The following is a 19,831-nucleotide window of genomic DNA, read 5'->3' as shown; positions in this document are numbered from 1 at the left end:
CGTTTCGTATTCAACCACTTCCTCGCGGTGCGTCGCGACGAATGGAAAGCGAATCACAATTCGCTGACTTACGTCAAGACAAGCAAATTGCTCACCGACCTCAAGAAGCGCGAGGAAACTAGATGGCTGTCTGAAGTAGACAGCATGGCATTGCAGGAATCCCTGCGGAATCTTGATCGCGCATTTCAGAACTTCTTTGCAAAGCGGGCAAGATACCCACGCTTCAAGTCGAAGCATAGTCACAGCCAGTCCTATCGGACGCGCAATCAAACAAACGGTATCCGTATCATCGGCAAGAGGATCAAACTCCCGAAGCTCGGTCTTGTGAGAATCAAGCAGAGCCGTGACTTCGGTGGCCGGATTCTTTCTGCCACGGTAAGCCGGGCTGCCTCAGGCAAATACTACCTTTCGCTTTGTGTCGAAGTAGAAAGAGGATCCTTGTCCTGCCCAAACGATGGCAAGCAGATTGGTATTGACGTTGGGTTGAAGGTATTCTATTCGGATAGCAACGGCGATATCGTAGAGAACCCACATCCACTGAAAAAGCTCCAGCGCAAGCTCCGCCGAGAGCAGCGGCGGCTTTCCCGAAAGATGCCGAAGTCGGTGAATCGTGAAAGAGCGCGTGTCCGTGTTGCTCGCGTTCATGAGCGTATCGCAAATATCCGCAGGGATTTCCTTCACAAGATATCGACACGGCTTGCTCGTGAAAATCAAACAGTAGCTGTAGAACATCTGAACATCAAGGGGATGTTGCGAAATCACAGACTCGCGAAGTCCATTTCCGATGCAAGCTGGAGCGAGTTCTTCCGCCAACTCACATACAAGACGGAACTGCACGGGGGCGAATTGCTCAAGGTCGATACATTCTACCCGTCGAGTCAAACATGCTCTGTTTGTGGCTATCAGAACCCACTGACCAAAGATTTGAGTGTCCGCGAATGGGATTGCCCAGCGTGCGGAACCCATCACGACAGAGATGTGAACGCCGCAAAGAACATCCTGCGCAAGGCTTTGGAAGACAAATCCAAAGTTGCATGAACGGAAATAAAACATACCGTGGGGCACACGGGAATTCACGCTTGGGGAGATCGTGTAAGACGCCAATTCCTCGGAGGCGGCGCAGTGATCGTTGAACCAAGAATCCCCTGCCTTTAGGCATGGGGAGTGTCAAGATCAGTCCTGCGGATATTCGCCATCCGTGACGGGCTCACACCATTCGTTGCTCGTCTCCGTGCCTGGGATCTCGAAGGCGAGATGGGAGAACCAGCTCGCTTTCTTGGCGCCGTGCCAGTGCTTGACGCCTGCCGGGATCTCGACGATGTCACCTGGGGTCAGGCTCTGCGGCGCTTTGCCCTCTTCCTGATACCAGCCCTCGCCGTCGACGCAGATGATGACCTGGCCGCCGCCCTGTTTGGCGTGGTGGATGTGCCAGAAATTGCGGCAGCCCGGCTCGAACGTGACGTTGCTGATGGTCAGCGGGTCGCCCTTCTTCGAGAGGACCTTGAGGTACGACTGGCCCGTGAAGTACTTGGCATAGGCATCGTTGGGCTCACCGAGGCCGAAGAAGCCGCCGCGATTCTCCGCATCAGTGGCATCGGCGTAGACCTCCTTGGCCACGGGGAACGCCGCCCAGGCGTTTGGCCAGCCGGCGTAAAAGGCCAGATGCGTGAGCAGTGCGGCCATCTCCTCTTTCGTGACACCGTGCTGCCGCGCCGTCTGCAGATGGTAGCGCAGTGCATCGCCAGCAGTTCCCTTGCCGACGAGCGCCGAAACCGTCACGATGCTGCGGATTTTCGGCGAAAGCTCGGCTTCCTTTGCCCACACCTCACCGAAGAGCACATCGTCGTTGAGTGCCGCGAACTGCGGTGCAAAATCGCCCAATGCCTTGCGTCCTGCTGTCTGTTTCTCCATGATAGATACATCCTTCTTTCTCGTATGTCCCGTGCCGCCAACTGCGGCACAGTTGTTTTCCTTTTCCTTTATAATAGCAAGATAAGCATTTCATTTGAAATGCTTATCGAAAATTATCTGATATTCCTTAAACGTATAGATCAGCACGCATTGCACTGGAAAATCACGTCCATTATTTTGGGTATCCTAATGATGCCAGCCACTTGTCTACCTGGGGACGAACGGTATCCGGCTGTTCCTGTACACGCTTTTCTTCCAGCCCCTTTGGGCGGTATTGCTGCCACAAGCCGTCACAGCATAGTCCCGTTCTTTCCTCTCTGCGTCTCATCAGATGCTGCCCTTGGCCCAAGCAGCGACCTCAGCTTCAGATGCGGCAGCTTCAGCCCCATGAATCGGCAGGCCTTTTTTCAACACAGCTTCCGGGCAGGTCTTCTTTATCTCCCGCTCGCTGCCTCCCATGCCGCTGCCTTCATGGGTGCAGAAGGGAATCATGGTCTTGCCGTCCCAATCATACTTCTCCAGGAAGGTGTAGCAGGCCATGGGCATGGTGCCCCACCAGTTGGGATAGCCTAGAAAAATCGTGTCGTAGCCATCCAGGCTGTCCGGATATTCCTTCAGCTGCGGCCTTGCCTTAGCCCGCAGCTCCGCCTTAGCCTCCAGCGTGCACTGCGTGTAATCTGCGGCATATTCCTTGACCGTCTGAATCTCAAACAAATCTCCCCCGACGGCCTGCTGGATGAACTCCGCGACCCGCTCCGTATTGCCTTTGGCTAGATTCTTGATACTGCCGTTTACATAGTTCTGTCCCTTGCGGGAATAATAAGCAATCAGTATTTTTGACATATTCTTCCTCCATTGACCAATAACACCTTCACAGAATGCCGCTCTCCTTTCGCACTGGCTTACTTGTCCAACCCCTTTTCATGGAGCCAGTCCAGTGCCAGCTTCAGGATCTCCTTGTTGTTTTTCTCCTGCATGAGAAAGTGGGAATTGCCCTTGATGCCAATATCTGGCAGATGCACGAGTGTTGCATCGCCGCCGTGGCGGTTGATGGCCTTTACGAACTGCTTGGCCATGGCAAACTCTGTGCCCCATTTATCCTCGCCGACATTTTCCGAACCGATCTTGATGTAATCCCCATAATAGAGGACAATCGGGATCCTTGTGAGTTTCAAGAAGTCTTCCATCGGTACGCCCATGGCAGAGGCCGATAATGCCGAAAACCTCGCCTCCGTGGTTTTCGGCATTTCTGTTTCTGGGAAGACAAAGGGCGTACCACCCGGCTCATAGGCAATAATGGCCTTTACTTTGTCCGTGCGGATAGCGGTACGCCAGCCGATGGTGCCGCCCATCGAATGAGTGACCAGCACGGCGCCATCCTGCTGCTTATTCACCAACTTGGCCAGCACATCAGCATTCAGGTCATTATTCAGAGGACCGGAGCCGATCGTCCAGCTTTGCTCAAAAGCCTGATAATTCTCCTCGCCTGCAGGGAACTGGGCGTTGGGCACGGGATTGCCTGCCTCATCATAATGACCGACGCGGGACAGTACATAGAGTGTCTTGTCGCCGTACATGGGGTTCGTTGCCCAAGGAGTATCGGGCGTCACAGCTTCCGTAGAAAGATTGGCCTCGCCGCTGCGAGGCTGATCTACGAGATATACAGAGTAACCGGCTCGGACAAACATCGTATTGAAGCCTTCCCTACCATCAGGGCCGGATTCCCAGGTGCGTTTTGACTGAGCTCCGCCATGCTGGAAGATCAGCGGCAGTTTCTTGGACTTCCCAATGCTACGGACTGCCACGCCTTCTTGCTCATCCTCTTCATTGTACATGTTCTCCTGTTCTCGTGGTTTACGGCTGCAGCGGGCCATAGTAGAAGGATGCCGTTGCACCGCCGTCCACGAGGAAGGTCGCGCCCGTGATGAATTGTGCGCGTTCGCTCATCAAGAGCTCTGCCACATCTGCGACCTCATCCGCAGTGCCCGGTCTGCCAGCGGGGCATTTCGCAAACATGTTTTTGTAGAAGTCACCGCGCGGGCCATTGAACTCGTCGATTGCCAGCGGCGTCACGATGATGCCCGGAGCGATGTCGTTGATGCGCGCACCTCGCTCGCCCCAGCGGACGGCTTCGTACATCGTGCGCTTCTCGTTGCAGCGCTTCGCCAGCTGATACGCGTGGAGCGTGTCGCGAATCTTGTCCGGCTGCAGGAAGTCAAGGCTTAAAAGCTCCTCGGTCGGCGTCATGGCGAGTGCCCTGTCCTGATCCGGCGTGAGTGCCGGCATGCGGTGGCCGGACTGGCTCGAGATGACCACGCCGACGCCGCCGCGGGCGATGACCTTGCCCACTTCCTCCATCAGCACCGCCGTGCCGTAGAGATCGACCTTCAGAATCACCTCGATGGGCGCCTGCGATGGCGAGACACCCGCCCCGTTGACAAGCGCCTTGATCTCACCGTACGACTGCGCTTTGGCAATCATGGCCCGGATATCCTCACGCGAGGACAGATCCATCTCCATGGGTTCCACATCGAAACCTGCCTGATTCATGATCTTGGCAATTGCTTCGGCATGGCCCAGATTCTTATCGCCGAGAATGATTTTCTTCCCATATCCCATGCGACGTGCAATCGCCATCGAAAGCTGTCCGGCACCTGTTACAAGCATCACATCTTTTTTCATGACAATACCTTCTCCTTTTTTTCCAATTCGCTTCCTCCAATTCCTCAATACGCACCCGTCTTGACATGGGGGACATACGGTGCTTCCAAGGCCTCGATTTCATCTTCGTCCAGCTTGATGTCAAGGGCAGCGACAGCTTCTTCCACATGCTGCACGCTGGTCGTGCCGACGATTGGCGCGGTGATGTATGGTTTCGAGAGCATCCAGGCCAGGGACTCCTGCGCCATGGTGCGGCCATGTTCCCTGGCAATCTTCTCCAGATTGTCCACGACCACCTTGTCCACGTCATTGGTGGCATCCCAGACCATAGGCGATACATCATCCATCTTGTTTCTCTCCGTTACCGTGCCCCAGGGATGCGCGCAGCGTCCGCCGGCCAGAGGGCTCCAAGGAACGACGGCCATCTCCCGGTCCGCGCAGAGCGGCAGGATCTCGCGTTCCTCCTCTCGATAGATGAGATTGTACTGCGGCTGCAGGGAGGCGAACTTCGTCCAGCCATGCTGCTCGGCAATCTGCTGCAAACGTTCCAGCTGCCAGGCGAAGATGGTCGAAGCGCCGATGTAGCGCGCCTTGCCGCTCTTCACAACATCGTGCAGAGCCTCCATGATCTCTTCCATCGGCGTGTGTGGATCGAGGCGGTGAATCTGGTATACATCGACATAATCGAGCCCCAGACGCTCAAGGCTGTGATCGATTTCCGCCATGATGTTCTTGCGCGAAAGACCGCCGCCATTCGGCCGTCCCGGACGCATCTCAAAATTGACCTTCGTCGCGACGACAATCTCATCGCGGTTCAGGCCGAAATCCTTGATGTAACGGCCCGTGATTTTCTCGCTCGTGCCCATCTGGTAGACATTAGCCGTGTCGAAGTAATTGATGCCGAGGTCGATCGCCTTCTTGAAAATCGCTTTGCCTTCCTCGTAATCCTTCGCCCAAGGGAAGACGCCGTTCTCCTTGCCCGGTTTGCCAAAGCTCATCATGCCGAGGCAGATGCGCGAGACATCCATGCCCGTATTGCCGAATTTTACATATTCCATCAAAAATCCACTCCTCCTGCTCCCGCCTTGTGCGGGGCTCCTGTCTTTCGTTCCACCTCATCACAGCAGCGCTGTTTGATGCTTTTATTATACGGCCTGTTGTTTTATTTTTCTAATCGATATATTATATTATCGATTTAATTATTTGATTAAAGGAGTGAGCCTCACATGAACACGAAACAGATCCGCTGTATCCTGGAACTGGCACAGACACAGAATTTCAACCGCGCTGCTGAGAATCTCTTCATCTCGCAGCCGACGCTGACGTATCAGCTCAAGGCTGCCGAAGAAGAAATCGGCTTTGCGATTTTTTCGCGTTCCGCCCGCGGCGCCTCCCTGACGCCGGCCGGGGCACAATTCGTCACGACACTCCAGACCATCCAGCAAGCGCTGCAAGCGGCAATCGAACAGGGCCAGAACTTCAGCGCCAAATACCAGGACAGCATCCGCATCGTGCTGCCCATCCGGTCGGCGCTCTATTTCCTGCCGCAGGCCATCCGCACCTTTGCCGAGATGCATCCGGAAATCCTCATCCAGCCGGCCTTTGACTGGTATCATGGCAAGGATGCCTTCCTGCGCCAAGAACAGGATATCCTCTTCGCCATGACATACGAGATCCGGCAGATCCCCGACCTTGTCACCCATCCCCTCTTCGACAGCCGCATCTACCTGATCAGCCAGAAAGACGACACGCTGGCCAATAAAACGCCGTTGCTGCCCGAAGACCTCATCGGCCGCACGCTGATGGTCGGCGGCGGCTCGCCACCGGCCCTGCGCAGGCTGCAACAGGAGCTGATTGCCAACTACCATCTCGATTACTTCAACAGCCACGACCATGCGACCACGCTTACGAATGTCGCCGCAGGCCGCGGCATCTGCCTCGCGCCGGGCTTCCTCAATGACCACAATGGTGAATTCTCCTGGACACTGTTCCAAACAAAAACGGCCATTCCCTGCGCGCTCTACACGCATAAGAATGACCATCGTCCTGCTATTATGGAATTCGTTCAACTGCTGCAACAGATATACAGACAGCATCCAGATTTTACCGTCTGACGCACAGCCGGTGAGCTTTCTCTCAGGAAACCCACCACGCAGGAAAGGTGTCTGGCGACCACAGGGCGACCTTATCCCCAATCTCGGGCGTCAGGAGCTGCCACGGAGCTCCTGTGCTGGCGGCGGTCAGATCCTGCATCGGGGCCTGCCAGGTGTGCTTGGCCAGGGCAAACTTCGAATTGTGAGCGGGCATGACATAGCGCGCCCGCAGGTCCGTTGCCGCCTGCGCTGTCTCATCTGGCAGCATGTGGATGCGGTGCCATCGGCGGTCGTACTGGCCATTTTCCATCAGGGCTAGGTCAAAGCCGCCGAACTGCTCGCCGATGGCGCGGAAGTGCGCGCCATAGCCGCCGTCGCCGCTGTAGTAGACCTTGTGCTCCGACGTCACGATGGCAAAGGAGGCCCACTGCGTCGCATTCTGCTCGAGCAGGCGTCCGGAAAAGTGCTGGGATGGCAGCACATGGACGTGGAAGTCCGGGAAGACCTCGATGTCCGTATCCCAGTCCTCCTCATGGAGATGCGCGGGGTCAAAGCCCCAAGCCTCGAAGTACTCCCCGACGCCCAGGGGGCAGACAATTTCCCCGATCTTATCCTTGAGCGCCATGATGGTCGGATAGTCGAGATGGTCCCAGTGGTCGTGGCTCATGATCAGGAGGTCGACGGCAGGGATGTCCGCCGCCCTGTAGACGTTGCTGCCCGGAAAGGCGCGATTGAGGAAAAACACCGGCGAGGCATAGCTGCTGAAGACCGGATCGATGAGGATGCGCCGGCCGGCGAGCTGCAAGTAGAACGTCGAATGGCCCATCCAGACGACGAAGTCCTCGCTTGCGTCCTGTGCCCAGAGGTCCGTCTTCGCGCTCGGCAGTGGTGCATCCGGCACCGAGCCCGTCTTGTCTTCCGTCAAGTAGTTCAGCCAGCCCGTCACGAGATTCTGGTTCTCGTCCTCCAAGACGCGCACAGGTTCGAGGCATTCAAAGCGCCCATTGATGTAATGAGGCGATGCCTGCATGCGCGCCAAGCGCTCCGGCCGGAATGGCCGCCCGAAGCGCGCGGAGTGCAGATACCCCGCGCCTCCGACCGCAGCCGCGCCGAGCACACCCAATCCCCCCAGTATAAAAGTCCGTCGATTCATCTTTTTCTCCATTCCGTCTCTGTTTCCGTCATTTCATCCTCTCCATGATAGCAAAATAAGCATTTCCTGTGAAATGCTTATCGAAAATCATCTGCTATTTTTTTTACGCATAGCACAAGCAAGAAACTTACATCAAAAAAACCGATATCAGATCAAGCGGTGCTCTTCTTCACCGACTTCATTGTGAAGCAGGTAGTCGAGGCTGTAGCGGCCAGGACCGGCGAAGATGACACCGAGGAAGAATGCGCCTTCCTCAAACGGACGCGAGGCCTGTAAGAGCGGTGCGCCGGAGGCGAGCTCGATGGAAGTCGCCATCATGAGATTGCCTACGAGGAAAAGGGCCATCGGGCGGTAGAACAGGCCGAGCAGGATGAAGAGTCCGCCGAATGTCTCTGCGATGCCGGAGAGCAGGCCGAAGAACGTCGGGAAGAGATGGATGCCGAGTGCGCCCATCATCGAGCCGAGCGCCGTCCACCCCTCAGGGCCGCTCAAGAGCTTCGGCACGCCGTGCCAGATGAAGGCAAGGCCGATCAAGATGCGGAAGACGAGAAGGCCAATGTCCTTCTTCGACGCGATGATGCTGTTGATGTACTGCAATGATTTCATGATAATCGCTCCTTATTTCTATCACAATATTTAACGGATATTTATTATCTACTTATATGATATATAAAGTATGTGATAGACACAAGAACGATTTTTTCATTGACTAGGTATCAAATGCTTGCGTATTGCTGTCGCACAAAGAAATTCATAGTAAAAGTCCCGCCTGTCCGCATCGGAGATGGGACAGACGGGGCAAAAGAAGCGAGCGCAGCGCGGGGGAGCGATGCGCTCGCTGGGGGACTGGATTGGTACCTACGGCTTACTTCAGGTACTTCTGGAAGAACGCCGTGATCTTGTCGAACGGGATCTTCTCCATGTTGTCGTAGAGGTCCGTGTGGTTGGCACCCGGGATGATCATGAGTTCTTTGTTCGCGCCCTTGAGCTTCTTGAAGGCACCCTCGCTGAAGTAGCGCGAATGGGCTTTCTCGCCATGGATGACGAGCACCGGAATCTCGATCTCACCGGCGTAGGAGAGCAGCGGCATGTTCATGAATGAGAGCGCGCTCGTCGCGTTCCAACCCTCATTGGAGTTCACGGAACGCGGATGATAGCCGCGCTTCGTCTTGTAGTAGGCGTAGTAATCCTTGACGAACTGCGGAGCATCGGCCGGCAGCGGGTCGACGACGCCGCCCGCACGCTTATAGGTGCCCGTGCGATAGTCTTCCGTGCGCTGGGCGTTCAAGGCCTTGCGGTTTGCCATACGCTCTTTGGCGAGTGTCCCCGCATCTTTCTCATAGTCGAAGTAGCCGTTGGCAATCACACGGCTCATGTCGTACATCGTCGAGGTGACGGTCGCCTTGATGCGCGTGTCGATGGCCGCTGCATTGAGCGCCATGCCGCCGAAGCCGCAGATGCCGAGGATACCGATGCGGTCCGGGTTGACGTCTGACTCCGTCGAAAGGAAGTCAACGGCTGCCGAGAAGTCCTCCGTGTTGATGTCCGGCGAAGCGACATTGCGCACGCCGTTCACACCGCCGCTCTCACCCGTGAAGGACGGGTCGAATGCAATCGTCAGGAAGCCGCGCTTCGCAAGTTCCTGCGCGTAGAGGCCCGAAGCCTGCTCCTTGACTGCGCCGAACGGACCGCTGACAGCGATGGCCGCAAGGCTGCCCTTCTTGGCGTTCTTCGGCTCATAGAGATCTGCCGCGAGCTCGATGCCGTAGCGGTTGTGGAAGGTGACCTTCCGATGATTGACTTCCTTGCTCTCGGGGAACGTCTTATCCCACTCATTTGTCAGATGCAATTTCTCTGCCCCTTTCTGCTCCACAACAGTCTTCGTCTCGTTTGCCGCAGCTGCCGGATTCGCCGCTGCCTCTGCTGCCATGGCGTGACCGCCAAGGACAAAAGCAGTGCCAAGCACGGCCATCGCCGCCATCTTCTTCCAGATTTTTTTCTTTACCATAAAAAGCACCTCTTGCTATATAATAAAACCATTTCAACTCATTCCTTGAACTGGTTTTATTATATAGCAAGAGGTGTTTGTATTACCAATACTTGGTTTAAATTCCATTTCATGCCTATCAGGCATTGACCCATTCATCAATCATGTGAGCCGAAGGCTTCTTCGATGCGGGCGCGCACGATGGCGGCGGCGCGCGAGAAGACCTGCTCTTTCTTCCAGATCAGGTAGTTGTGGGAGGAAAACGCCGGTGAAAACGGCCGGAAGGTCAGGTCGGGATGCTCGGGCCCTTCGATGGGAACCAGTCCCTTGAAGGACAGCAGGAGCCCCAGGCGCTGCTCGACGAGGAAGGCGGCGTTGTAGACGAGGTTGTAGGTCGCCCGGATGTCGAGTTCTTCGGGGTCCTTGCCGAGCCAGTGCGCAAAGACGTGGTCGCGCAGGAGCTGGCACGAGAGGATGAGCTGCTCCTCGTAGAGGTCCTGCGGCGCAATGGCCTGCTTCTGCGCGAGCGGATGGTCCCTGCGCAGATAGAGCCCCCATTCGTCGTCGAACGGAACCTGACGGTAGACGAAGTCCGCCGGCGGCGTCTGCTGGCACAAGAGGCCGAAGTCCAGCACGCCCTTCTGCAGGGCGTCGAAGGTCTGCTCGTCATTGCCGCTGACGAAGTGGAAGTGGATCTGCGGGTAGGCGCGGCCCAAAGGCGTCAGGGCCTGCACGACGAGCCGCACGGCCTGTATCTCGCCGCAGCCGAGATAGACGTCACCCGCGATGAAGTCCTCGAGATGAGCGAACTGGTCGAGCGTCTTTGTCTCGATGGCCGTCATCTCCTCGGCGCGCGCCTTGAGGAAGAGGCCGGCTTCCGTCAGCTCCATGCGGCGCTTCTCGCGCGTGAAGAGCGGCGTGCCAAGCTCCTCCTCGAGGTCCTGCAGCTGCCGCGAGAGCGTCGGCTGCGTCAAGTGAAGCTCCTCTGCCGCCCGCGTGATATTGCGATGGCGCGCGACGGCCAGAAAATACTTGAGGACGCGCAGTTCCATAATGATTCCTCCCCACTTAAGCAAATCAAATATCCAAGATCCCACCTCTGATTGGCTAATAGGATAGCATACTCTTTCTCAAGGAGCAACTCTGTTGCATCAAAAAAAGCCCGGTACGTTTTTCGTACCGGGTGTTCGGATTCAGTCTGTCCTTATGCCAGCTCATCTGCCTGTTTCCTGCGCCGCAGATAGAGGAAGCCGCCCGCGAGCAGCAGAAGGAACACGATGCCGCCGACCGTCATGGCGATGTGCGCTTGGTTGTAGATGCGATAGCTCGCCTGCATCTGGATATCCTTGCCCTCTGCGATCGTCGCCTTGAGGTCCCAGGTCAGGCTCTTGCCGTCACTCGAGACACGGTCTGCGTTCTGTGTCTCCGGTTTGACGGGCAGGTTCAGCGTGAACCGGTACTGGATCTGGTCGAGCATGCTCTGCACCATCTTCTTGCTCTCGGGGTCCTGCGCGCCCGTATCCATTTCTTCACCCTTGACGAAGAGGTCAAAGGTATAGGTGTCGTAGAACCACGATTTCGCCACTACGGCGCCAACATTGCGGCCTTCCACCGCCGTGAACATATCGCCGCCCTTGGCCGCGAGCGTCTCGATGTCCGGATAGGAGACCTCAACCTCGTAGCCTGTCATATCGCCGTCCTGGATTTCCTTGACGACGGCATCGGGATTCTCCTTGACGAATTCATCCTTCGAGCCCTTCAGTGCCTCCGCGGCAAACATATTGCCGACCATGCGCGTCACCATCGTGCTGGAGCCATCCTCCTTGATGGTCACGCTCTCATCTGCCTTGATACAGCCTGCTGCTGCCACAGAGAACGCGACGAGCAGCAGGACCAGGAACATCCGCTTCACATTGCTCATTTCCCTTTCTCCCCTTTCCTTATAATCGCTTCTTGATTCACTTCCAGTATACAATGCAGGGAATCCCGACCGTACTGTACAAAATGACAGGTCAGCAAAAAACATCGGGCTGACCTGTCATTTCATACAGGACGGCATGAGAGCCGCCTGTCATATACTATTGATGAGAGGATTTTATGTTGCGGAGGTGATGCTATGTTAAAGCGATGTTTGACGATACTGGTGCTCATCTGGGGATGCCTGCTGTATGTGCCAACAGCAAGCGCTTGTGAAGAAAGCCCGTTGCCTTATTGGATGGACTATCAGGCGTTCCTGAGCGGGTACCGCGAAGCCATTGCCGAAAACCGTGATACGATTGGCGACTGGCCATTGAGCGCTGCGGCCAAGGTGGCCGGCCCCGAGGGGACGGGCTACGCCTTCGTCTGGATGGATGAGGACACCGTGCCGGAGCTCCTGATTGGCGATCCGGAGGGCTGGCATGTCTGGCAGGCCTATACATGGAAGGACGGCAAGATCTACAATCTCTATCCAGAGGGCGACCCAAGCGGCGAGATGTGGGTGACCGAGGACAGGCTGCTCTACCTCGATATCGCGACGATGACCTGGAGCTACCACGCCTGGTCCGGCAAGCGCGCGCACGCGACGGACCTGTGGTTCAAGGCTGCCTATACGCAGGACCTTGAGACGCACACAATCCGCTTCTACCGCGACGAGCGCGATGAAGACGGTGTTCCCATCTGGCACGAGGTCCGCACGGACGTCGAGAATGTCATCGCGATGATGCCGACGACGCGGATGCTCGAACTCGACTGGCAGCGGCTCTCAGACCTGTCTGTCCCGGCTGACCATGAACACGATTTTGAGACGGGGCCGACCCGCTTCTACCGCGGCGAAGACGATACGACCTGACAAGATTCTGCCACGCGAACTTCTGGCAGGTTCTTGTCGGACTTTCCTATCCTCACTTCGCCTCAACTGCATCACACAAAAAAGACACATGAAGCAATCGCAATTGCAGCATGTGTCTTTTCGTCTCGCTAAAAAAAGAGCTCCTTCAGCAGGAGCTCTCACCCCAGACGGGGTGGCGTGTGGGCTTGAGGCTCCGCACGCAGATGAGGCGCAGGGCTTCGCGCATGTCGACATCTTCGCGCAGGCCCTCTGCTTCGTAGACGCAGAGGGGGTCTTTGACGCCGAGCTCGCTGCCCGGCATGTAGACGTATTCGTTATTCTCGGGGTCGCCGTAGATGACGCCGACCCGGAGTTTTGATTCGGCAAGGACCATAGCTCTCCTCCTCAGAACATATCGCGGTGCCAGAGCACATAGGCGCTGACGATGCTGATGCTGAAGGCGATGCACATGACGTAGAGGAAGCCATGCGCGTTGTCGGCGAACGGCACGGGCACGTTCATGCCGAAGAAACTCGAGACGACCGTCGGGATGGCCAGGATGATCGTCATCGCGGCCAAGAATTTCATGACGAGGTTCTGGTTGTTCGAGATGATCGACGAGAACGTATCGGCGAGGCGCGCGAGGATCTTGCTGTACATCTCGACCATTTCCTTCGCCTGCTTGTTCTCGATGATGACGTCCTCCAGGAGGTCCTCATCCTCTTCGTACGCCTTGAGGATGGGCGTCAGGCTCGTGTTGTTGCGCATGCGCAGCAGCTTGTCGAGCACAGCGCCGTTCGAGCGGATGGCCGCGTTGAAGTACGTCAGGCCCTTCTGCAGCTCGAGGAGGCGCAGGATCTCGCTATTCTTCATGTCGTGGCGCAACTGGTCCTCGATCTCCTCCGAGAGCTTCGAGATCTGGCGCAGGTAGCGCAGGAAGTACGTCGCCGACTTGTAGAGGATCTGGAACAAGAAGCGCGTCTTCTTGTAGGTGCGGAACAGGCGCGACGTGCGCTCGTTGAACTCTGTGATGACCGGCGTCTCTTCGAGGCAGACGGTGATGATGAACTCATCCGTCACGATGATGGCCAGCGGCAGAGCGTCGTAGCTGTCCTCGCCGCGGAAAACCGGCACATTCGTCAGTACCATGACTGAGTTCTCCTCGACGTCCGTATGCGAGCGCTCTTCATCATCGAGTGCGGAGCGCAGGAAGTCGGGGTCAACCTCGGTGAGGTTGCTGACGACCTTGAGCTCGTACGGCGTCGGGTCGACGATGTTGATCCAGGCTCCTTTCTCGAGTGTCTTGAGCGTCAGCTCCTGGAGAGGACCGCTCTCCAGGGATTTGTAGATCTGCAGCATGGATAGAATCTCCTTTCTCGGGGAGGCTCCTGCCTGCTGCTCTTACCGGCGGGCCATGGAGACCACTCCCCCACTCGTATACCTTCGTTTGGGATCTATCGCACTAGGGTGATCGTCCATGATCTCACCAGCCTTTCTTCTCTGTCACAATTCACAAGAAAAATGCAGCTGCCGTGCGTGCTGGCAGCTTTTCCGCATTTCATTATATTACCAACGCCGCGATCTTGTCCAGCATCCCCTTGTAAAAAATGTGTTAAGTCACACCTGGAAGGATTTCGCGCGGAAAAAGCGAATCCATCCAATAAAGGAGTGATGCAAAATGGAATACAAGAATATCGACAGCCAGCACATCCTCGTGCGTCTCGACCCGAACGACGAGATTGTCACCTCGCTGATGCAGGTCGCCAAGGAAGAGCATATTGCGCTCGCCATGGTCCAGGGACTAGGCGCGGTCAAGAAAGTCGTCATGGGCGTCTACAACGTACCTGAGCAGCACTACAAGGCCAATACGCTCGAGGGCGCCTTCGAGATGCTCTCGCTGACGGGCACGATCGACACGATGGCGGGCAAGCCCTACAGCCACTTCCACATCGCCGTCGGCGACGAGCAGGGCGCGGCACACGGTGGCCACCTCAACGAGGCCATCATCAGCGCGACGGCCGAGATTGTCATCACGAAGCTCGCGGGCAGCGTCGACCGCCGCAAGAGCGAGGAGACAGGATTGAACATCTGGCAGTTCTGAGATGCTTCCCACCGCAGCTACAAGAAAGGAATCCCCCATGGACATGACAAACCATACGAATCTCAAATTTGCCATCTTCGGCGTCGGCGGCACGGGCGGCGTCATCGGCGGCTACCTCGCGAACGCCGGCAATGATGTGACCTTCCTCGCGCGCGGCGCACACCTCGCCGCCATGCAGGAAAAAGGGCTGACGATCCACACGAATCACCGCGGCGATATCTGCATCCCGAAGGTCAAGGCGCTCAATGCCGCCGACTACCACGAGACGCCCGATGTGCTCTTCGTCTGCGTCAAGTACTACAGCCTCGAGACGGCCATCGCGCTCGCGCGCCGCGTCGCCGGCCCCGACACGCTCATCATCCCGATTCTCAACGTCTTCGGCACAGGCGCCGTCATGCAGGAGAAACTCGCTGGCCTCACCGTGCTCGACGGCTGCATCTACGTCTTCGCCAAGCGCGGCGGCCCCGGCATTATCGAGCAGCCGCAGGAGATCCTGCGCGTCTTCTACGGCTTCCGTCCCGGAGAGGACCGCCGCCTCGCCGCCAAGGCCGAAGCGCTCGAGAAAATCATGCGCGCGGCCGACATCCACGCGCACTTCACGGATGACATCCAGCGCGACGCCCTGACGAAGTTCTCCTTCGTCTCGCCGATGGGCGCAGCGGGTCTCTACTTCGATGTCACGAGCGAAGCGTTCCAGGTGCCCGGCGAGGTCCGCGAGACCTTCATCGGACTCATCAAGGAAGTCGAAGCGCTCGGCCACGCGATGGGCATCACATTCGACCGCGACCTCGTCGCGACCGACCTGCGGCTCATGGACGCCTTCGCGCCGGGGCTCACGACCTCCATGCAGCGCGACGTCGCCAGCGGCGGTCCGTCTGAATTTGCAGGACTCGTCTCCCGCATCGTCACGCTCGGCCAGAAGTACCACGTGCCCGTTCCGCTCTACACTAAGATCGATACATGGGGCAAGGCACACGGCCTCGCCTGAAACAAACAGCCTGCATCGCACGATGCAGGCTGTTTTTATACCTCCTGATACTCAGATGAGGACCTTCCGCGCCGTGATGTGGCGCCGGTAGAACAGGTAGATGAAGACGAGCAGTATGACCGTAGCGGCCCAGCTCAGCGGATAGGAGATCATGATGGTCGCGAACGTCGGCTCGGCCACAAAGGCTGTGTAGATCCAGGTGATGCGCACGCCGCAGACGGTCACGAGCATCAGGAGTGCCGGCGGCAGCGAATGGCCGTAGCCGCGCATCGCGCCCGAGAGGATCTCGATGAAGACGCAGAGGAAGTAGAAGCCGATGATGTAGTAGATGCGGATGCGGCCGACGTCGATGACGGCCGGATTGTCGTTGAAGAGCGCGAGCAAGGGGTCTGCGAAGATGCAGGCCAGCGCAGAGAGCACGACGGTCACAACCATCGTCACAAGCAGGCCGAGCTGCGTCACGCGGCGGCAGCGCGGCAGATTGCCCGCGCCGTAATTCTGACTGACGAACGTCGTGACGGCCTGTCCGAAGGCGATGAGCAGGACGTAGATGTTGATCTCAATCGTGAATGCTGCCGTCGATGCGGCCATGACGACCGCCCCGAGGCTGTTGATGGCCGCCTGGATGACGAGATTCGAGAGCGAGAATACCATGCCCTGGATGCCGGCCGGCAGGCCGATGCGCAGGATCTCCTTGGCGTAGCTGCGCTCGAGCCGGATGGCGCCGGGCTCCAGCCGGATGATGCCGTGCTCGTGGCAGAGGCCGCGGTAGAGGATCCAGGCACTCAGGTAATTCGACAGCGCCGTGGTCGCCGCGACGCCGGCCACGCCCCAGTCAAAGACGAGCACGGCCAGGAGGTCCAGCACGACGTTGAGGCCGCTCGCCGCCGCCAGCGCCTGCAGTGGCATCCAAGTGTTGCCGCGGCTCCGGTAGATGGCGGATTCGAAGTTGTAGAGGCCGATGGCCGGCATGCCGAGGAAGTAGATGCGCAGGTACGTTTCCGCCAGCGGCATCACGGAGGTTGGGACCGATAGGGCCTCGAGCATCGGCCGGGCCATGAGCTCGCCGATGACGGCCACCAGCACGCCGAAAATCAGTGCCAGCAGGAAGGACGTGTGCACCGCCCGGATGGTCTCCTTGAGATCGTGCGCCCCGATGAAGCGCGCGATGACGACATTGGCGCCAAGCGAGACGCCCATGAACAGGTTGACGAGCAGGCCGATGATCGGCGAATTGTTGCCGACGGCCGCCAGTGCTTCCGTGCTGACGAACTGGCCGAGCACCAGGACATCGGCCGTGTTGAAGAGCTGCTGCAGGACGCCGGTCATGGCCAGTGGCAGCGCAAACAAGATCATCGGCCCGATGATGGGTCCGTGCAGCATGTCGATTTGCAGATGTTTCCCAAAATGCATTGCTTGACTCCTTTCTGACAGGATTCTACTATTATAGTATATCAGCATCACAAGCCGTACTACCAAAAAGTTAAGAGTCAAATCAACAAACGCTCAAAGGAGGTTTCTCATTGATTGCACGACCATCGCCCCAAAGAACCCTGTCCTTACTGTTCTTACTGCTCACCTGCTTCTGTGCCCTGCCACTGCTCGCCGCACCGGCAGCAGAAGCTGCCATCCCCACAGAGCCGGCGTGGCGGCTCGATGACGACCGCGCGGCCCCGCCCATCCACTTCCGCAGGGACGAGTCGCTGCGGATGGCGGGCGGCGGGCAGCCTTCAAAGACTGCGCTGGTGCATCTCCATGAACAGCTCGGCCTGCCTGACGATACGCCCCTCTGGGTCATCGACCTGCGGCAGGAGTCGCATGGCTACCTCAATGAAGATGCCGTGAGCTGGCATGGGGTGGCCAATGCGGCCAATCGAGGCATGTCCGCCGCCGCTGTCGAGCAGGATGAGCGGCAGCGGCTTGCAGATGCAGTGGGCACGAACGTGCGGGCCGTGCCGATGGGCCACTACGATGAAGCCCATATCCCCTACACATTTGCCGAGTCCGTCACGGGCTTTGCCACCGAGCGCCATGTCGCGCGCAAGAGCGGCCTCGGCTACGTGCGCATCGCCGCGACGGACATGCGCTGGCCCGAGCCGCAAGCCATCGACGACTTCGTCAATTTCTACCGCAGCCTGCCAAAAGAGCACGGCTGGCTCTACTTCCACTGCCAGGCTGGTCAGGGCCGCACGACGACCTTTATGGTGCTCTACGAGATCTTGGAGCGCCCCGACCGCACGGCAGACGAAGCCATCGCGCATCAGCGGGCCCTCGGCGGCGCCGACCTCAGCAGCGGCGCGCGCTACGAGGGCATCTGCCGCTTCGCCCAATACGTGCGCGAGAACCGCGCGACCGACTTCGCGCAGCGCTGGAGCGACTGGCTCAGCGCTCAGCAGTCTCAGGCGATCCAGCAGCCTGCTGCCTGAGTGCCTTGCGCTTCGCGCGGCGCTCCTTGAAGAAGCGCTTCATGATGCCGGCGCACTCTTCCTGCAGGACGCCGGCGGTCATCTCGGGGCGGTGGTTGAGCGCGGGGCAACCCGGGATGTTGAAGACGGACTCGCAGGCGCCGGCCCTCGCGTCGGTGCTGCCGTAGACGACGCGGTCGACACGGCTCATGACGATGGCACCGGCGCACATCGGGCACGGCTCGATCGTCACGTAGAGCGTGAGGCCCGAGAGGCGCCAGCGGCCCTCTTTCGCGCAGGCCTCGCGTATCGCGATCATCTCGGCATGCGCCGTCGCATCGTGCCAGACCTCGCGCATGTTGTGGCCGCGCGCGACGACCTCCCCCTCGCGGTCGACGAGCACCGCGCCGATCGGCACCTCCTCGAGGTCATAGGCCTTCTGCGCCTCCTCGAGCGCAAGCCTCATGTAGTAGGCATCCTCCTGCATTAAATATCCTCCTGTCTAGTACGGTCATTCCATTCTCGATACGAATATCATAGCCCAGTCCCGCTACCATCGTCAACCGGACAGAAAAAAGCTCCTGCCGAAGCAGGAGCTTTTCTTATGCGTTTGCGATTTGCAAGAGGCAATTATTTGAGGGCATCGCCGAGTTTTGCGTTCGTGTTGCGAGCAGCCTGGACGCTTTCCTCGAACTTTGCTTTCTCCTCGCCATCGAGCTTGATCTCGACGATCTTCTCGAGGCCGTTCTTGCCGAGGATGCACGGTACGCCGATGCAGAGGTCCTTCTCGCCATACTCGCCTTCGAGGTAGACGCAGCACGGGATGAGCTTCTTGGCATCGAGAGCGATGGCTTCAACCATCGTTGCAGCTGCAGCGCCCGGTGCAATCCAAGCGGACGTGCCGAGGAGCTTCGTCAGCGTAGCGCCGCCGACCTTCGTGTTGGCAACGACGTCGTCGAGAGCTTCCTTGCTCAGCAGCTGCGTTACAGGGATGCCGCGCAGCGTTGCATAGCTGACGAGCGGAACCATCGTCTTGTCGCTATGGCCGCCGATGACCATGCCATCAACGTCAGCCGGCGTAGCCGGATAGCCAGCCTTCGTCAGAGCCTGTGCGAGGAAATAACGGAAACGGCTGCTGTCGAGCATGCCGCCCTGGCCGAGGATGCGGTTGCGCGGGAGCTTCGTGTCTTTGAGCGTCAGGAACGTCATAGCGTCCATCGGGTTGGAGATGATGATGAAGTAAGCATTCGGGGAATACTTGAGGGCCTGGTCAACAACGCTCTTGACAATCTTTGCGTTGACGCCGATGAGGTCCTCGCGGCTCATGCCCGGTTTGCGCGGCATACCGGACGTGACAACGACAACATCAGAACCAGCCGTCGGAGCATAGCCTTCCGGATCGTTCGGCAGAGCCGTAACGCCCGTTACCGTCGTGTCGAAGTTCAGCATATGAGCCGTCTGCATGATATCCATGGCCTTGCCCTGCGGAACACCTTCCTTGATATCGACGAGGACGACCTCGCTGCAGAACTTCTTCGTGGCAAGAACGTTTGCAACCGTTGCACCAACATTACCTGCACCAACAACTGTTACCTTCATAATAAATTGCCTCCTTATAGTTTGAAAGCGACATTCTGCGCAACTTGTCAGAATCCGCTTTCGGAATGCCAACAAAGTATGCATCAGACTTATGATTCATTACGTGTAAATTATAGCAAAGTAA

21 protein-coding genes are annotated in these 19,831 nt (G+C 57.8%); 6 read left to right on the top strand and 15 right to left on the bottom strand.

Annotated elements, in window-relative coordinates; genetic code table 11:
- Positions 1–1,038: IS200/IS605 family element RNA-guided endonuclease TnpB (gene tnpB / locus MITSMUL_RS09005; RefSeq protein WP_005841972.1), on the top strand; the 1,038-nt coding region annotated here is incomplete at its 5' end.
- 135 nt (positions 1,039–1,173) lie between these two features.
- On the opposite strand, the gene MITSMUL_RS09000 is transcribed toward tnpB, so the two are convergent.
- The 5 genes from MITSMUL_RS09000 to MITSMUL_RS08980 all read right to left on the bottom strand — a co-directional run bounded on the left by MITSMUL_RS09000 (position 1,174) and on the right by MITSMUL_RS08980 (position 5,630).
- A complete protein-coding gene (locus tag MITSMUL_RS09000; protein ID WP_005841971.1) occupies positions 1,174–1,911 on the bottom strand; it encodes a carboxymuconolactone decarboxylase family protein in 738 nt (245 codons plus the stop codon).
- 327 nt (positions 1,912–2,238) lie between these two features.
- Positions 2,239–2,754, bottom strand: a complete 516-nt coding sequence (locus tag MITSMUL_RS08995) for a flavodoxin (protein ID WP_005841970.1) — start codon at positions 2,752–2,754, stop codon at positions 2,239–2,241.
- A 59-nt stretch (positions 2,755–2,813) separates the two neighbouring features.
- Complete coding sequence (locus tag MITSMUL_RS08990) at positions 2,814–3,746, bottom strand: alpha/beta hydrolase (protein ID WP_050751668.1); 933 nt, start codon at positions 3,744–3,746, stop codon at positions 2,814–2,816.
- 19 nt (positions 3,747–3,765) lie between these two features.
- Positions 3,766–4,593, bottom strand: coding sequence for an SDR family oxidoreductase (locus MITSMUL_RS08985; protein WP_005841968.1), 828 nt, complete (start codon positions 4,591–4,593; stop codon positions 3,766–3,768).
- Positions 4,594–4,637: 44 nt separating this feature from the next.
- Positions 4,638–5,630, bottom strand: coding sequence for an aldo/keto reductase (locus MITSMUL_RS08980; protein WP_005841967.1), 993 nt, complete (start codon positions 5,628–5,630; stop codon positions 4,638–4,640).
- A gap of 168 nt (positions 5,631–5,798) precedes the next feature.
- Here MITSMUL_RS08980 and MITSMUL_RS08975 point away from each other — a divergent pair, with 168 nt between their 5' ends.
- Positions 5,799–6,686 carry a LysR family transcriptional regulator gene (locus tag MITSMUL_RS08975; RefSeq protein WP_005841965.1) on the top strand — a complete coding sequence of 296 codons (888 nt, stop codon included), beginning with the start codon at positions 5,799–5,801 and terminating at the stop codon, positions 6,684–6,686.
- A 22-nt stretch (positions 6,687–6,708) separates the two neighbouring features.
- Here the strand turns inward: MITSMUL_RS08975 and MITSMUL_RS08970 are convergent, their stop codons facing one another.
- The 5 genes from MITSMUL_RS08970 to MITSMUL_RS08950 all read right to left on the bottom strand — a co-directional run bounded on the left by MITSMUL_RS08970 (position 6,709) and on the right by MITSMUL_RS08950 (position 11,726).
- Positions 6,709–7,818 carry an MBL fold metallo-hydrolase gene (locus tag MITSMUL_RS08970; protein ID WP_040636342.1) on the bottom strand — a complete coding sequence of 370 codons (1,110 nt, stop codon included), beginning with the start codon at positions 7,816–7,818 and terminating at the stop codon, positions 6,709–6,711.
- 147 nt (positions 7,819–7,965) lie between these two features.
- Complete coding sequence (locus MITSMUL_RS08965; protein ID WP_005841961.1) at positions 7,966–8,424, bottom strand: DoxX family protein; 459 nt, start codon at positions 8,422–8,424, stop codon at positions 7,966–7,968.
- Positions 8,425–8,683: 259 nt separating this feature from the next.
- Positions 8,684–9,826: an alpha/beta hydrolase gene (locus tag MITSMUL_RS08960; RefSeq protein ID WP_005841959.1), complete on the bottom strand. Its 1,143-nt coding sequence runs from the start codon at positions 9,824–9,826 to the stop codon at positions 8,684–8,686.
- 137 nt (positions 9,827–9,963) lie between these two features.
- Entirely contained in the window at positions 9,964–10,857 is an 894-nt protein-coding gene (locus tag MITSMUL_RS08955) for a LysR family transcriptional regulator (RefSeq protein WP_005841958.1), read from the bottom strand.
- A 152-nt stretch (positions 10,858–11,009) separates the two neighbouring features.
- Entirely contained in the window at positions 11,010–11,726 is a 717-nt protein-coding gene (locus MITSMUL_RS08950; protein ID WP_005841957.1) for an LPXTG cell wall anchor domain-containing protein, read from the bottom strand.
- Positions 11,727–12,020: 294 nt separating this feature from the next.
- Here MITSMUL_RS08950 and MITSMUL_RS08945 point away from each other — a divergent pair, with 294 nt between their 5' ends.
- Positions 12,021–12,635, top strand: a complete 615-nt coding sequence (locus MITSMUL_RS08945; protein WP_005841956.1) for a hypothetical protein — start codon at positions 12,021–12,023, stop codon at positions 12,633–12,635.
- 145 nt (positions 12,636–12,780) lie between these two features.
- On the opposite strand, the gene MITSMUL_RS08940 is transcribed toward MITSMUL_RS08945, so the two are convergent.
- Together MITSMUL_RS08940 and MITSMUL_RS08935 are read right to left on the bottom strand one after the other, a co-directional pair.
- Positions 12,781–13,008, bottom strand: a complete 228-nt coding sequence (locus MITSMUL_RS08940; protein ID WP_040636134.1) for a hypothetical protein — start codon at positions 13,006–13,008, stop codon at positions 12,781–12,783.
- An 11-nt stretch (positions 13,009–13,019) separates the two neighbouring features.
- Positions 13,020–13,973 (bottom strand): magnesium transporter CorA family protein, encoded by a 954-nt coding sequence (locus MITSMUL_RS08935; RefSeq protein WP_005841954.1) that lies wholly within the window; start codon positions 13,971–13,973, stop codon positions 13,020–13,022.
- 319 nt (positions 13,974–14,292) lie between these two features.
- On the opposite strand from MITSMUL_RS08935, the gene MITSMUL_RS08930 reads away from it, so the two are divergent.
- Together MITSMUL_RS08930 and MITSMUL_RS08925 are read left to right on the top strand one after the other, a co-directional pair.
- Positions 14,293–14,715, top strand: coding sequence for a PPC domain-containing DNA-binding protein (locus MITSMUL_RS08930; protein ID WP_005841952.1), 423 nt, complete (start codon positions 14,293–14,295; stop codon positions 14,713–14,715).
- A 43-nt stretch (positions 14,716–14,758) separates the two neighbouring features.
- Complete coding sequence (locus MITSMUL_RS08925) at positions 14,759–15,703, top strand: ketopantoate reductase family protein (protein WP_147653035.1); 945 nt, start codon at positions 14,759–14,761, stop codon at positions 15,701–15,703.
- A gap of 51 nt (positions 15,704–15,754) precedes the next feature.
- On the opposite strand, the gene MITSMUL_RS08920 is transcribed toward MITSMUL_RS08925, so the two are convergent.
- Complete coding sequence (locus tag MITSMUL_RS08920) at positions 15,755–17,116, bottom strand: MATE family efflux transporter (RefSeq protein ID WP_040636133.1); 1,362 nt, start codon at positions 17,114–17,116, stop codon at positions 15,755–15,757.
- Between the two features lie 110 nt (positions 17,117–17,226).
- Here MITSMUL_RS08920 and MITSMUL_RS08915 point away from each other — a divergent pair, with 110 nt between their 5' ends.
- A complete protein-coding gene (locus tag MITSMUL_RS08915; RefSeq protein ID WP_005841947.1) occupies positions 17,227–18,129 on the top strand; it encodes a phosphatase domain-containing putative toxin in 903 nt (300 codons plus the stop codon).
- Here the strand turns inward: MITSMUL_RS08915 and tadA are convergent.
- Both tadA and MITSMUL_RS08905 read right to left on the bottom strand, forming a co-directional pair.
- Positions 18,086–18,595 (bottom strand): tRNA adenosine(34) deaminase TadA, encoded by a 510-nt coding sequence (gene tadA / locus MITSMUL_RS08910; RefSeq protein ID WP_005841945.1) that lies wholly within the window; start codon positions 18,593–18,595, stop codon positions 18,086–18,088. The genes MITSMUL_RS08915 and tadA overlap by 44 nt on opposite strands.
- A gap of 143 nt (positions 18,596–18,738) precedes the next feature.
- A complete protein-coding gene (locus MITSMUL_RS08905; RefSeq protein ID WP_005841943.1) occupies positions 18,739–19,707 on the bottom strand; it encodes a malate dehydrogenase in 969 nt (322 codons plus the stop codon).
- Positions 19,708–19,831: the final 124 nt, after the last annotated feature.

It is taken from the genome of Mitsuokella multacida DSM 20544 (genome assembly GCF_000155955.1).
Taxonomy (GTDB): domain Bacteria; phylum Bacillota; class Negativicutes; order Selenomonadales; family Selenomonadaceae; genus Mitsuokella; species Mitsuokella multacida.
The sequence above is the reverse complement of the archived record's forward strand: the minus strand, read 5'-3'. Positions and strand labels throughout refer to the sequence as shown.